This window comes from Mucilaginibacter sp. Mucisp73 (assembly GCF_059491465.1).
The window spans coordinates 1553078-1565518 of record NZ_CP168507.1 but is presented as its reverse complement, the minus strand read 5'-3'; the positions used below and the strand labels follow the sequence as shown (position 1 = coordinate 1565518).

General features: G+C 41.8%; 12 protein-coding genes. 8 read left to right on the top strand and 4 right to left on the bottom strand.

Annotated features, from left to right (window positions below):
- Positions 1–54: 54 nt before the first annotated feature.
- The gene (dnaJ, locus tag ACEN82_RS06765; protein WP_090526554.1) at positions 55–1218 is read left to right on the top strand and encodes a molecular chaperone DnaJ; all 1164 of its coding nucleotides are present in this window, start codon (positions 55–57) and stop codon (positions 1216–1218) included.
- Positions 1219–1335: 117 nt separating this feature from the next.
- On the opposite strand, the gene pyrF is transcribed toward dnaJ, so the two are convergent.
- Positions 1336–2166, bottom strand: coding sequence for an orotidine-5'-phosphate decarboxylase (gene pyrF, locus ACEN82_RS06760; protein WP_413322086.1), 831 nt, complete (start codon positions 2164–2166; stop codon positions 1336–1338).
- A gap of 364 nt (positions 2167–2530) precedes the next feature.
- On the opposite strand from pyrF, the gene rho reads away from it, so the two are divergent.
- From rho to purS, 3 genes are all read left to right on the top strand, one after another.
- Entirely contained in the window at positions 2531–4165 is a 1635-nt protein-coding gene (rho, locus tag ACEN82_RS06755) for a transcription termination factor Rho (RefSeq protein ID WP_413322079.1), read from the top strand.
- Positions 4166–4255: 90 nt separating this feature from the next.
- Positions 4256–4978 (top strand): CDP-diacylglycerol--serine O-phosphatidyltransferase, encoded by a 723-nt coding sequence (gene pssA / locus ACEN82_RS06750; RefSeq protein ID WP_091162304.1) that lies wholly within the window; start codon positions 4256–4258, stop codon positions 4976–4978.
- Positions 4959–5213 carry a phosphoribosylformylglycinamidine synthase subunit PurS gene (gene purS / locus ACEN82_RS06745; protein WP_413322078.1) on the top strand — a complete coding sequence of 85 codons (255 nt, stop codon included), beginning with the start codon at positions 4959–4961 and terminating at the stop codon, positions 5211–5213. The genes pssA and purS overlap by 20 nt, the downstream gene beginning before the upstream one ends.
- 168 nt (positions 5214–5381) lie before the next feature.
- Here the strand turns inward: purS and ACEN82_RS06740 are convergent, their stop codons facing one another.
- On the bottom strand, positions 5382–5759 hold the full coding sequence (locus ACEN82_RS06740) for an Hpt domain-containing protein (protein ID WP_112655708.1): 378 nt from the start codon (positions 5757–5759) through the stop codon (positions 5382–5384).
- 16 nt (positions 5760–5775) lie between these two features.
- Positions 5776–6264: a 2-amino-4-hydroxy-6-hydroxymethyldihydropteridine diphosphokinase gene (folK, locus tag ACEN82_RS06735; RefSeq protein WP_413322077.1), complete on the bottom strand. Its 489-nt coding sequence runs from the start codon at positions 6262–6264 to the stop codon at positions 5776–5778.
- Positions 6265–6351: 87 nt separating this feature from the next.
- Between folK and sppA the strand changes: the two genes are divergently transcribed.
- Positions 6352–8142, top strand: coding sequence for a signal peptide peptidase SppA (gene sppA, locus ACEN82_RS06730; RefSeq protein WP_413322076.1), 1791 nt, complete (start codon positions 6352–6354; stop codon positions 8140–8142).
- An 81-nt stretch (positions 8143–8223) separates the two neighbouring features.
- Positions 8224–8688 (top strand): hypothetical protein, encoded by a 465-nt coding sequence (locus tag ACEN82_RS06725; protein WP_413322075.1) that lies wholly within the window; start codon positions 8224–8226, stop codon positions 8686–8688.
- Positions 8689–8730: 42 nt separating this feature from the next.
- Here the strand turns inward: ACEN82_RS06725 and ACEN82_RS06720 are convergent, their stop codons facing one another.
- Positions 8731–9480, bottom strand: a complete 750-nt coding sequence (locus ACEN82_RS06720) for an ankyrin repeat domain-containing protein (RefSeq protein ID WP_413322074.1) — start codon at positions 9478–9480, stop codon at positions 8731–8733.
- A 187-nt stretch (positions 9481–9667) separates the two neighbouring features.
- Between ACEN82_RS06720 and ACEN82_RS06715 the strand changes: the two genes are divergently transcribed.
- A complete protein-coding gene (locus tag ACEN82_RS06715; RefSeq protein ID WP_413322073.1) occupies positions 9668–11341 on the top strand; it encodes a helix-hairpin-helix domain-containing protein in 1674 nt (557 codons plus the stop codon).
- Between the two features lie 78 nt (positions 11342–11419).
- On the top strand, positions 11420–12409 hold the full coding sequence (gene rfaE1, locus ACEN82_RS06710; RefSeq protein ID WP_413322072.1) for a D-glycero-beta-D-manno-heptose-7-phosphate kinase: 990 nt from the start codon (positions 11420–11422) through the stop codon (positions 12407–12409).
- Positions 12410–12441 lie beyond the last annotated feature (32 nt).

The following is a 12441-nucleotide window of genomic DNA, read 5'->3' as shown; positions in this document are numbered from 1 at the left end:
TTAAATAATAATAAATCCGAAATCTGAGTTTCGGAATCCGAAATTTTTAAAATTATGGCTAAAAGAGATTATTACGATGTGCTTGGGGTTGCGAAAGGCGCAAGTGCTGATGACATAAAAAAAGCATATCGTAAAATGGCTATTAAATATCACCCTGATAAAAACCAGGGCGATAAGGAAGCGGAAGAAAAGTTTAAGGAAGCTGCCGAAGCTTACGAAGTACTAAGCACTCCTGAAAAACGTCAGCGTTATGATCAGTTTGGTCACGCAGCCAACGCTTCATCGCCAAATGGTGGTGGTTATGGTGGCGGTGGTATGAATATGGACGACATATTTAGCCAGTTTGGCGATATTTTTGGTGGTGGCAGTCCGTTTGAAGGTTTCTTTGGCGGCGGTCGTCAAAGCGGTGGCGGCGGCAGGCGTGTAGCCCGCGGCAGCAACCTGCGTATCAAAGTACGCTTAACCCTTGAGGAAATTGCCAACGGCGCCGAAAAGAAGATCAAAGTAAATAAACAGATCATCTGTAAAACCTGCGATGGCAGCGGGGCTAAAGACAAATCATCGTTCCAAACCTGCAAAACCTGCGGTGGTTCAGGAGCGGTACGTAGAGTAACCAATACCATTTTGGGTCAGATGCAAACTACCAGCACCTGCCCTACCTGTAACGGCGAAGGATCAACCATACTGTCAAAATGTAACGTTTGTCATGGTGACGGCGTGGTTCGCGGTGAAGAATTGATCACCATCCAGGTGCCTGCAGGTGTTAGCGAAGGTATGCAGTTGAGCATGAGCGGTAAAGGTAATGCAGCCCCACGCGGCGGCGTTCCGGGCGACTTGATCATCCTGATTGAAGAGGTACCTCACGAAACATTAAAACGTGATGGCAATAACGTGATTTATGATCTGCATGTAAACTTTGTTGATGCAACTTTAGGCACATCTATTGAAGTGCCAACCATTGACGGTAAAGCTAAAATAAAAATTGATCCTGGAACACAAGGGGGCAAAATACTACGCCTGAAAGGTAAGGGCTTACCGGAAGTAAATTCATATCACCGTGGCGATCAACTGGTGCATATCAACATTTGGACACCAAAAGCGTTAAGCCGTGAGGAACGTGAGATCCTGGAAAAGCTGCAGGGCTCTCCTAACTTTAAACCCAATCCGGGCAAAAACGAAAAAAGTTTCTTTGAACGGATGAAGGAATATTTTGAATAATATTTTTTCAGGTAAAAGGATAAAGGCGAAAACTGAAAGGTATATGCAAAGCCCGGAGTTATTATGACTTCGGGCTTTTTAGTTTAAAGAAAGTTGAAGCGTAGCTGCCTGACTTGCTTATATAATGCCTGCCTTTTCTAACTCCGCCTGCATCTGTTGCTGCAAACTTAGTGCTTCCGCACGGGCGGCAGCGGCAAAATCTTCGCCATTGCTTGCATATAATATAGAACGCGACGAGTTTACGATAAGTCCACAATCTTTAGTGATACCATATTTGCAAACTTCTTCCAGGCTTCCGCCCTGTGCTCCTACTCCGGGTACTAATAAAAAATTATCGGGCGCGTATGCACGGATGTTGGTAAACTCGGTGCTTTTGGTAGCTCCTACTACATACATGATCCTGTCGGCTCCGGCCCAGGTGTTGGCCTTTTTTATCACATTTTCATATAAATAGCCATCCCCGGTTTGCAGGTATTGAAAATCCTTACTGCCAACAGATGATGTTAGGGCCAAAATAATAACCCATTTCCCTTCGTAAGCGAGATATGGCGTAACACTGTCATTACCCATATAAGGCGTAATGGTAATAGCATCAAAGCTCATCCCGCCCGATTGCTCATCAAAAAATGCTTTGGCATATTTATCGGATGTATTGCCGATATCGCCCCGTTTAGCGTCAATGATACTTAAACAATCTTTGGGCAGGTATTTATAGGTATCAATTAAGCTTTGTAATCCTTTTATACCATAGGCTTCGTAAAAAGCAGCATTAGGCTTATAAGCTATACAGAGATCCTGCGTAACATCTATGATGCGTTTGTTAAATTCAAGTATAGGATCGGGATATGATCTTAAAAATTCGGGGATCTTGTTGATATCGGGATCAAGCCCAACACATAAAAACGATTTCTTTCTTTTGATTTGTTCAATTAACTCCTGGCGGGACATCATCAGCGGCTGAATAATATTTTAATTGTCAAAAAAACTAAAAATTTGGCTTATGTGTTCTGATATAAGTGATATTTATTTAATTAATTTGAAATTAAAGAATAATTGTTTACACTTGCATCGTTTTCCATTGAATTTTTCTTGCACTAAAGAAACAATTTAAATCACCACGCTTTTTATTATCACTTTATATAATACTTGCATGGGTTTGGATGTTTACTAAAACAAGGTTTCAAGATCAATTTCTTTCAATTATAGCCTCATATGTTTTTACATGTGGTCAAGCTTTAACACTTGCATAGAAATTTTTGCCGTTTGAAAACAAATTACAATTAAAAAATCCCATTGAACTATAATTCATATCATGTCTGATAAAATTGAATTGAACGACAAACTCGTTTCTGAGTTGCGCGAAATTGCCAGAAATTTAGGTATTGCTGAGGCCGACGAACTACGTAAAGCTCAGCTTGTTGCCCGTATTATTGAACAACAACAGCTTATTGAAGCCGCCAGGGCTCAACAAAATCTGATTGAATCAAACTATACCCCTACACCCGCGCCAGGCGAAGCGCCTGCTGAAACAATTGAAAAGCCCCGAAAAAGGACCCGTGTTATAAAAACCAAAGATTCATCAAAACCACGTATAGAGGTTCCTTTAGATGATACCAATCTTTTTGATGCGCAGGATGATGAGCCATCACAAGATGATCCGGAAACGGAAATTCCTGCTGTAACTGCAGAAACAGACGCGCCGCAAGCCGGTGAAACAGTTGCCCGTACGGAAGAAGTTGTTCCGGAAGCCCGCCCGCAAAAGTTTGAGCGCAGGGTTAACAGCAACAACCAAAATCAGCAAAAAGCACAAGAACCGCCAATCAATCTCGACTTTGATAATGTAATTGTAAATGAAGGTGTTTTGGAAATTATGCCTGATGGTTATGGCTTCCTTCGTTCATCTGATTACAACTACCTTACTTCTCCCGATGATATTTACGTATCACAATCACAGATAAAACTATTCGGCCTTAAAACAGGTGACACGGTTAGGGGCAGCATCCGCCCACCGAAAGAAGGTGAAAAATACTTCCCGCTGGTACGTGTTGAGGCCATCAACGGCCGCATCCCTGCCGAGGTACGTGACCGTGTTCCTTTTGATCACTTAACACCTTTGTTCCCTTCCGAAAAACTGAGCCTCTTCACCGATCCGAACAACTATTCAACCCGCATCATGGACCTGTTTTCGCCTATTGGTAAAGGTCAGCGTGGTTTGATCGTGGCACAGCCAAAAACAGGTAAAACCATGTTATTAAAGGATGTGGCCAATGCTATTGCCAAAAACCATCCCGAAGTATACCTTATTATATTGCTGATAGACGAACGTCCGGAAGAGGTTACCGACATGGCCCGCAGCGTACGCGCCGAAGTTGTTTCATCCACTTTTGATGAGCCTGCTGAGCGCCACGTAAAAATTGCTAACATTGTGCTTGAAAAATCAAAACGTATGGTAGAGTGTGGTCATGACGTAGTGATCCTTCTTGACTCTATCACCCGTTTGGCACGCGCTTATAATACTGTTGCCCCCGCATCAGGTAAGATATTATCAGGCGGTGTTGATGCTAACGCTTTGCACAAACCTAAACGATTTTTTGGTGCCGCCCGCAACATTGAGGATGGCGGTTCATTAACTATCATTGCTACAGCGCTTACCGAAACCGGCTCAAAAATGGACGAGGTTATTTTTGAAGAATTTAAAGGTACCGGTAACATGGAGTTACAACTGGATCGTAAATTATCGAATAAACGTATTTTCCCGGCTATCGACATTACAGCTTCAAGTACCCGCCGCGACGACTTACTGCTTGACCGTGACACGCTTCAGCGTATCTGGATTCTCCGCAACCACCTTGCTGATATGAATTCGCAGGAATCAATGGAGTTTTTACAAGCTCAAATTAGGGGCACAAAAACTAACGAAGAATTTCTGATTTCGATGAATTCGTAATATTTTAGCGATAATGAAGTTATAAGTAAGTAGAATATTATTTGTAACTTCATTATTACTTAATAAATTCCTGATAATTTCGATGGCGAAATGAAGAGACGCGTCAAAAAACACCTTCCAAATGCTATTACTTGCGCCAACCTTTTTAGCGGTTGTATAGGTATAGTTTTCGCTTTCCAGGGTAACCTCATAGTGGCTGCTTATGCCATTTTTCTTTCCTCAATATTTGATTTTTTTGATGGCCTTGCATCAAGGGTTTTAAACTCTTATTCATTTATAGGCAAAGACCTCGATTCGCTGGCCGATATGGTAAGCTTTGGCGTATTGCCGTCAGTGATCATGTACGAACTATTTTTACAGGCTCCGCAATTAGACGGCATAAGTCACCTGTTAAACTTCGTTGCATTCCTTTTACCGGTATTTTCGGCATTGAGGCTTGCAAAATTCAATAACGACACGCGGCAATCAGATAGCTTTATCGGGTTACCAACACCAGCAAACGCCATCCTTATAGCATCGCTGCCTTTAATAGTACAACAGTACGATGCTTTGGCGCATTACATTTTAAATCCTTACTTTCTAACAGTTCTGGTTTTAATAATGTGTACGCTACTGGTATCCGAAATACCGCTAATGTCGCTTAAATTCAAGAACCGCGACTTCAACAAAAACATTTTCCGTTATTTACTGCTCTTGTTTTCGGCAATACTCATACTATTTTTTAAATTTGTGGCCGTTCCGGTGGTTATATTTATTTATATCACCTTATCTCTAATTCAAACAAAACTCACAAATGACAAAGTTCCAGGCTGAAATCGACGTAATGCCCAAAAAAGAAATACTTGACCCACAAGGAAAAGCAGTAACCGGTAGCATGAAAAACCTTGGCTTAGCCGAAATTCATAACGTGCGCATTGGCAAACACATTACGCTTGAAATAGAAGCCGAAAATGCCGAAGCTGCCAGCGCCAAAGTTGACCAGGCCTGCAAAAACCTACTGGCCAACCTGATTATGGAAAGCTATACTTTTAAAATATCTAAAGTTTAGGTTAAAGGCGAAAGGCTTTTTTAGGATAAAGGCGAAAGGTAAAAGGCCAAAGGTTTCTTATCTGCATAAACAACTAAAACTTTATAAAATACAAAAGGCAAAAGGGAAACCTCTTGCCTTTGCTTTTTATATCTAAGCGGCGAAACTTTCACCTTTCACCTTAAAGACTTACAAATTAGCTTCCTTCTCGGCTTTAATTTCCTTTAAAGTGATGAGGTTTGCAGATACCATACTGTTTACCTGGTTAAATTTTTCAAATATTTCGGTTGGGTTTTGACCGCCGGCTTTACAGGCCAGCTCAACTTCCTGTATGGTAGCCTGGCTTATGGGCATACCAAAAAAACCAAGGTTAGGCTTTAATTTATGAGCTGCCTGGGCTGCTAAAGCCCAATCCTGGTTATTTAACGCGTTGCTGATCGTATTAAGTAAATCGGGCGATTGCTCAAGGAACATCCCAATCGAATCAACAATAAAATCGTCGCTACCATCGGCAATCTCGTATAAAAAAGAAAGATCAAGGTCCTGTTCTGGTGAAATATCTGCCATTATAAAAGCTTTGTGTTTATTCAAAAATATGCTTTTTTACGATTAAGTTATCCTTTAGTTCATCCTTTAGCTGCAAAATATTTTTTTTGAACACAGGATGAACAAGGTTAGGTGCTATCTCGGCCAGGGGGATCAGCGTAAAACTGCGTTTATATAATTCGGGATGTGGCACTACCAGGTTAAAATTATGGATCACTTCATCGCCATAAAACAAAATATCAATATCAATAATGCGCGATCCCCATTTAACCTCCCGTTTACGGCCCATTTGTAATTCGATACTCAATATTTTTTCCAACACATCCTGCGCCGAAAGCTCAGTTTGGAGCATCAGCACCTGGTTTAAATAGTCGGGTTCATCGGTTTTACCCCACGACTGGGTTTCGTAAACCGACGATATCAGTTTAACCGGAGCAATTCGGGCCGAAACAGATTCAATTGCCTGCTGCAGAAACAATTCGCGGGTGCCAAGGTTGCTCCCAAGCAATAAAAAAACATCAATCATGTTGTAACAAATATAATGGAAACCGCTCTTAGCATTATACGGCTGCTTATTACTAAGTTTGCATAGTTAAAAAGATTTATAACATTAATGAAACAATTCTTCAAATTCGTTCTGGCCACTATTGTAGGGGTAATTATTTCGGGTATAATAATAGGTGTTGTAGGAGCGGTTCTTGTTATCGGCCTTATTGCATCCGCCGGCAGTGATAAAACTGTAGATGTTAGCCCAAACTCTATTTTATACATGTCGCTAAAAAATCAGATCACCGAGCGTACACCAAACAATCCTCTTGCCGGTCTGGATTTTTTGGGTTTGAATGAAGATAAATCAATCGGCTTAAATGATATTCTGGCTGATATTAAAAAAGCCAAAACCGACGATAATATTAAAGGCATATACCTTGATGAGAGTTATATGACCGCCGGCCAGGCCACTACCGAAGAGATCCGCAACGCACTTATCGACTTTAAAAAATCAGGCAAATTTATTGTAGCCTACGCCGAAGTATATACACAGGGTTTTTACTATCTGGCATCAGTAGCCGATAAAGTTTATATTAACCCAAAAGGCATTTTTGAGTTTCATGGCTTCAGCTCTCAAACCACTTTTCTGAAAGGTGCACTGGACAAATTAGGTATTGAGGCACAGATCATTAAAGTTGGTACCTTTAAAAGCGCTGTTGAACCATTGTTCCTTACCAAGATGAGCGATGCCAATAAACTACAGGTAACTTCATATCTTGGTTCACTGTACAATCATTTTTTAACCGGTATCAGCAAAAGTCGGGGCCTTAACAGGGATTCATTATTCAGCTATGCCGATAATATGCGCATTCAATTTCCTGAAGATGCCTATAAATTGAAGCTGGTTGACGGCTTAAAATATAAAGATGAGATCCTTAACGATTTAAAAAGGCGCACCGGTACCGATTTAAAAGACGATTTAAAAAGCGTTGATCTTAGGGACTACGCCAAAAGCAAAAGTGATGATTCGGACGATAAGGAGGATGATTCATCATCTAAAAACCGCATTGCTATTGTCTATGCATCAGGTGATATTACAGGTGGTGATGGCGACGACAACAGTATCGGTTCAGAAACTATTTCGAAAGCATTACGCAAAGCTCGTTTAGATGATAAAGTTAAAGCTGTGGTATTGCGTGTAAATTCGCCGGGCGGCAGCTCACTGGCATCTGATGTGATTTGGCGCGAAGTAAAGTTGATCCACGAAAAGAAGCCGATCATTGTTTCTATGGGTGATTATGCTGCATCGGGTGGTTATTACATTTCATGTGCGGCCGATTCGATCATTGCCCAGCCTAATACTATTACCGGTTCTATCGGCATTTTCGCCGTATTGCCAAACATGCAAAAACTGTTTAACGATAAACTGGGCGTAACCTTTGATGGTGTAAAAACCGGGAAGTATGCAGATTTGGGCGATATCAGTCGCCCGCTGAGCCCGGAAGAGCACCTGATATTACAAAACAGCGTAAATCGTGGTTATGATGAATTTACTAAGGCCGTAGCTGATGGTCGCGGTAAAACACAGGCCTACATTAACAGCATTGGCCAGGGCCGTGTTTGGACCGGTGAGCAGGCCCTAAAAATTGGCCTGGTTGACCGTTTGGGGAATATCAACGATGCTATCACTTCAGCTGCCAAAAAAGCTAAGATCAAAACCTATAATATTGTAAGTTATCCCGAGCAAAAAAGCTTTTTCAACAAGGTTGGCAGCGGTTTAAGCGCCGAAGTACAAACCCGCATGGTGAAAAACGAGCTTGGCGAAAATTACCGGGTTTACCAACAGATAAAAGGTATCACACAAATGATGCGTACCCCTCAAGCCCGCCTGCCTTACGACCTGGTGATCAAATAATATTTCATTAATACATTAATTTTGATTGTGAAAAGCTGCCCGGTTGGGTGGCTTTTTTTATTTTTGGAAAAAACTTAAACCATGAAATATCCGTTGGATTTCTACACTTCATATAGTCAATTTTATGTTTATGACAAAGATTCACCGGACCTGAGAGATTCAGTTAACTTTTGGTCCCATGAAGCATATGAAGATAGATTAGCTATCGAAGAAGGTATGTTAGGCATCGGTACTGAATGTTATGGCCCTGTTAAAGCTGAACTTGAAATTTTAGAATCGGTGAATAACATTGTAGATTTTTCCAGTTTCGATCATGTTGTTGAGGGAGGGATCAACATAAAATCGGGAATAATCCAAATACTTAGTTGTCCGGATTCCGCTGTTCAAATTGAACTAAATACTACACCAGGAAATTACTGGGTTAGAATTTATTCATCAAACCTTGCTTCGGTTGATGGAGATGAAGGTGATGATTTTTACCGAATAGAGATTTGGCCCGGCGAAAATATAGAAAGAACGGTTTTAAAAAGATATTTACAGCGTTAGTACACTGGCAAACCTTTGTAAATCTGTTAAATATTATACCCCCTATCCTCTCTTCAAATAAGCATTTGGAACATTCCCTGGCACGTAATCAATCCCATAGGCATGTTTTATAAGCAGGCTAACTACCTCCATAATAGTTTGCTCCCTGCGGTGAAATTGCGGCAATGAGCCCATCATGGCATAGCTTATCGGATTTACTGATGGAATAAACGTTTCCCATTCATATCCCCGGCCCCAGATCAACCCTTTAACTGTATAGAACAGATCGGTACCGTTTTGCAACAGAAAGTGAAGCATATCAACAGAACTATTCCCGTTTTGATTAACCGTATGAAAAATAGGTGTATGTCCGCCGAAACCATGATCATCATAAGCTGCTTTGGCATTTACATCAGCCCCGTGCTGTAAAAGTATTTTGGCGCAGGCAAGGCTATTATATTCGGCGCAAAAATGCATGAGTGTTCCACCCGTTAAAGGAGTATAGGTATTATTATATAAAGAATAGGTTTTGTTAACAGCAGATGGCTCTATCGTCAAGGCCTGTTTTAACATTTCTTCATCATCGGCCAAAACCGCCAGTAGTGCCTTATCTTCATACTCAAGCCCCGCATCAATAAATGCCTGTACACATTCTTTAAACCGGAGACTGCGGGCATACATTTCAACCATCATGATAAAAACAGGCATGCCATCATGAACTTCGTTCGGGCTGCCGCCTTTATTAAAATACGCTTTTATCCCATCAACAGCATGAGTTTCGGCAGCACAAAGGATGTCGTTGTAATCGGGCATGATCTTTTTATTAAAGTTAAAGAATCCAATGATTACTCATTCAATAATTTAAAAGACGCCAGCCACGTATTCTCAAACTGTATTATGGCTTGGCCTTTCGCGAGAAAATACTCCTGCTCAAAAACAAACCCGCCGCATAAGCTGTCATTACAATGGCTTTTTGTATTTTTACTGCCTCATTGTAATTATGGAAAATAAACCCATAGCCCGTACACTTCGTTTACTCTCACAACTCATGGAACTCCATGAGGTTAATCCGTTCAAGATCAAATCGGTAGCCAACGCAGCTTTTAAAGTTGATAAGCTCCCCTTCCCTATCGCCGGTAAAAAACTGGACGAACTGGAGAAGATTGATGGCATAGGTAAAAGCATAGCCGGCAAAGTTGCTGAGTTGCTTGAAACCGGCACCATGACCGAGCTGCAGGATATGTTGGATAAAACCCCTGCCGGTGTGGTTGAAATGATGGGTATTAAAGGCATCGGCCCCAAAAAGGTAGCTGTCATCTGGAAAGAGCTGGGCATTGAAAATACCGGTGAACTTTTTTATGCCTGCAATGAAAACCGCCTGATAGAGGCAAAGGGCTTCGGGCTTAAAACGCAGGAAGAGATCCGTAAGGCTATTGAGTTCAGGATGGCGAGCAACGGCAAGTTCCTTTTTGCCCAGGTTGAAAAGGAAGCCAACGAACTGATGGATGAGGTGAAAGCCATTTTCCCCGACGCACTGAAGCACTTTGCAGGCGAATTCAGGCGTTTAAATGAGATCATTACCGAAATTGTGATTGTAGTTGGCAGTCTTAACCATGATGTTGCCTACGAAGCGCTGGTAAATTCAACCATACTTTGCAATATAAGTAAAAATCAAAACCATATTCAGGGCGAGCTGCAAAATGGCTTGCTCGTTGATATTGTTTGTGTAGATAAGGCTGATTATTACAAAGAACTATTTATCAATACAGGTACTGATGATCATGTACAAGCCGTTTTCGACAGGATTAATGTTCCTGTTGAACAGCCAGAAACGGAAGAAATGATCTACACCAAAGCCGGTTTAAGCTGGGTGCAGCCCGAATTGCGTGAAGGTACCCTGTTTATTGAAAAAGCCGAAAAGAACGGACTGCCAACGCTGATCAACTGGCATGACCTGAAAGGTACCCTCCACAATCACAGCACCTGGAGCGATGGTGTAAACAGTATTGAAGACATGGCCCTATACTGCCGGGATACGCTGAAATTGGAATACCTTGGCATGTGCGATCATAGCAAGAGCGCATTTTATGCCAAGGGACTGAGCATTGAACGTGTGCTACAGCAACACGAAGAAATTGATGCCCTCAATAAAAAGCTCGATGGCTTTCATATTTTTAAAGGTATAGAATCGGATATTTTGTACGATGGATCGCTTGATTATCCTGACGAGATCCTGCAAAAGTTTGATTTCATTGTCGCCTCTGTACATTCCATCCTTAAAATGGATGAAGAAAAAGCTACATCAAGGCTTATTACTGCTATCGAGAATCCGTACACTACCATATTAGGGCACCCAACAGGCAGACTTTTACTAAGTCGTAGCGGATATCCTATCAACTATAAAAAAGTGATAGATGCCTGCGCGGCCAATAACGTAGTTATCGAGATAAACGCTAACCCATTGCGGCTCGATCTCGACTGGCGCTGGCACCAATATGCTTTGGATAAAGGCGTTATGCTTTCCATAAACCCCGATGCCCACCGCATTGAAGGTTTTACAGACATGCATTACGGCATCCTGGCAGCCCGCAAAGGTGGTTTATATAAGGAGATGTGCATGAACGCTATGCCGTTGGCCGAAATTACGAGGGCGTTTGCTGCAAAGAGAGGTTAGTGATTAGAGATCAGAGGTTAGTGTTTTTTACGCGATAAACAATGACCTAATGAAGCAATGAAACAATGACTAAATTAAATGAACCTAAAAGATAAAGTACAATCCATACAGGCCGCAGCTCACAAACCGGCAATACTGGTAATTGGCGACCTGATGGTTGACCATTATATATGGGGCAATGCTACGCGCCTTTCGCCCGAGGCGCCTGTGCCTATTGTAAATGTTAAAAACGAGACCACTACATTAGGTGGTGCCGGTAATGTGGTTCAAAACCTGGTATCATTAGGTGCAAAAGTTATTGTTGCCGGCATAATTGGAAATGACCAGGCTGCCGGAGAATTGATCAAAATCCTGACCGACGAAGGGGTTGAAACTGACACTATTATTAAAGATAGCAACCGCCCTACCACAGTAAAAACCCGCGTTGTTGTTGGCAGCCACCAACTGGTACGTGTTGACCGTGAAGTTACCGACGAAGTATCGGAGCCTATCGCCAACGAGCTTATTAGTAAGCTAAGCGGTTATATTGACAACGCAGATATGGTACTTTTATCTGATTATAACAAAGGCCTGTTTTCGCCGTTCCTAACCCAGGGCATTATAAAAGCAGCAAATGCTAAAGGCAAAAAAGTAATCATCGACCCCAAAGGGCTTAATTACGAAAAATACAAAGGCGCTTTTATCATTAAGCCTAATCGCAAGGAATTGTCTGAAGCTGCTAAAACCGATAAGATCAAGTCGATAGAAAGCCTGCAACAGGCCGGTAAGGTAATTTTTGAACAAACCGGGACTCAATATATAGTAGTTACCTTATCCGAAGAAGGCATGGTAATATTAAGCGAAGAGGGCTATCAAAGTTTACCGGTAAAGGCAACCGAAGTGTTTGATGTAACAGGTGCCGGCGATACTGTACTGGCCACCATGGCATACTTTATGGCGGGAGGCTTAAGCATTGAGGATTCATGCGAACTGGCCAACCACGCGGCTGCTATAGTAATTCGCCACGTGGGCAGCGCAACAACTACGGTAGATGAGATTGTTGAGGATATTTTAAAAAGCGAAAGGTAAGGCAGAGGTTAAAGGCCAATGGTTTGAATGTG

What these genes read in the sequence shown, in the direction of transcription:
- sppA (WP_413322076.1), top strand. Translation starts at nt 6,352, where the DNA reads ATGAAACAATTCTTCAAATTCGTTCTGGCCACTATTGTAGGGGTAATT.
- folK (WP_413322077.1), bottom strand. Translation starts at nt 6,264, where the DNA reads ATGATTGATGTTTTTTTATTGCTTGGGAGCAACCTTGGCACCCGCGAA.
- dnaJ (WP_090526554.1), top strand. Translation starts at nt 55, where the DNA reads ATGGCTAAAAGAGATTATTACGATGTGCTTGGGGTTGCGAAAGGCGCA.
- ACEN82_RS06715 (WP_413322073.1), top strand. Translation starts at nt 9,668, where the DNA reads ATGGAAAATAAACCCATAGCCCGTACACTTCGTTTACTCTCACAACTC.
- pssA (WP_091162304.1), top strand. Translation starts at nt 4,256, where the DNA reads ATGAAGAGACGCGTCAAAAAACACCTTCCAAATGCTATTACTTGCGCC.
- pyrF (WP_413322086.1), bottom strand. Translation starts at nt 2,166, where the DNA reads ATGTCCCGCCAGGAGTTAATTGAACAAATCAAAAGAAAGAAATCGTTT.
- purS (WP_413322078.1), top strand. Translation starts at nt 4,959, where the DNA reads ATGACAAAGTTCCAGGCTGAAATCGACGTAATGCCCAAAAAAGAAATA.
- ACEN82_RS06720 (WP_413322074.1), bottom strand. Translation starts at nt 9,480, where the DNA reads ATGCCCGATTACAACGACATCCTTTGTGCTGCCGAAACTCATGCTGTT.
- rfaE1 (WP_413322072.1), top strand. Translation starts at nt 11,420, where the DNA reads ATGAACCTAAAAGATAAAGTACAATCCATACAGGCCGCAGCTCACAAA.
- ACEN82_RS06725 (WP_413322075.1), top strand. Translation starts at nt 8,224, where the DNA reads ATGAAATATCCGTTGGATTTCTACACTTCATATAGTCAATTTTATGTT.
- ACEN82_RS06740 (WP_112655708.1), bottom strand. Translation starts at nt 5,759, where the DNA reads ATGGCAGATATTTCACCAGAACAGGACCTTGATCTTTCTTTTTTATAC.
- rho (WP_413322079.1), top strand. Translation starts at nt 2,531, where the DNA reads ATGTCTGATAAAATTGAATTGAACGACAAACTCGTTTCTGAGTTGCGC.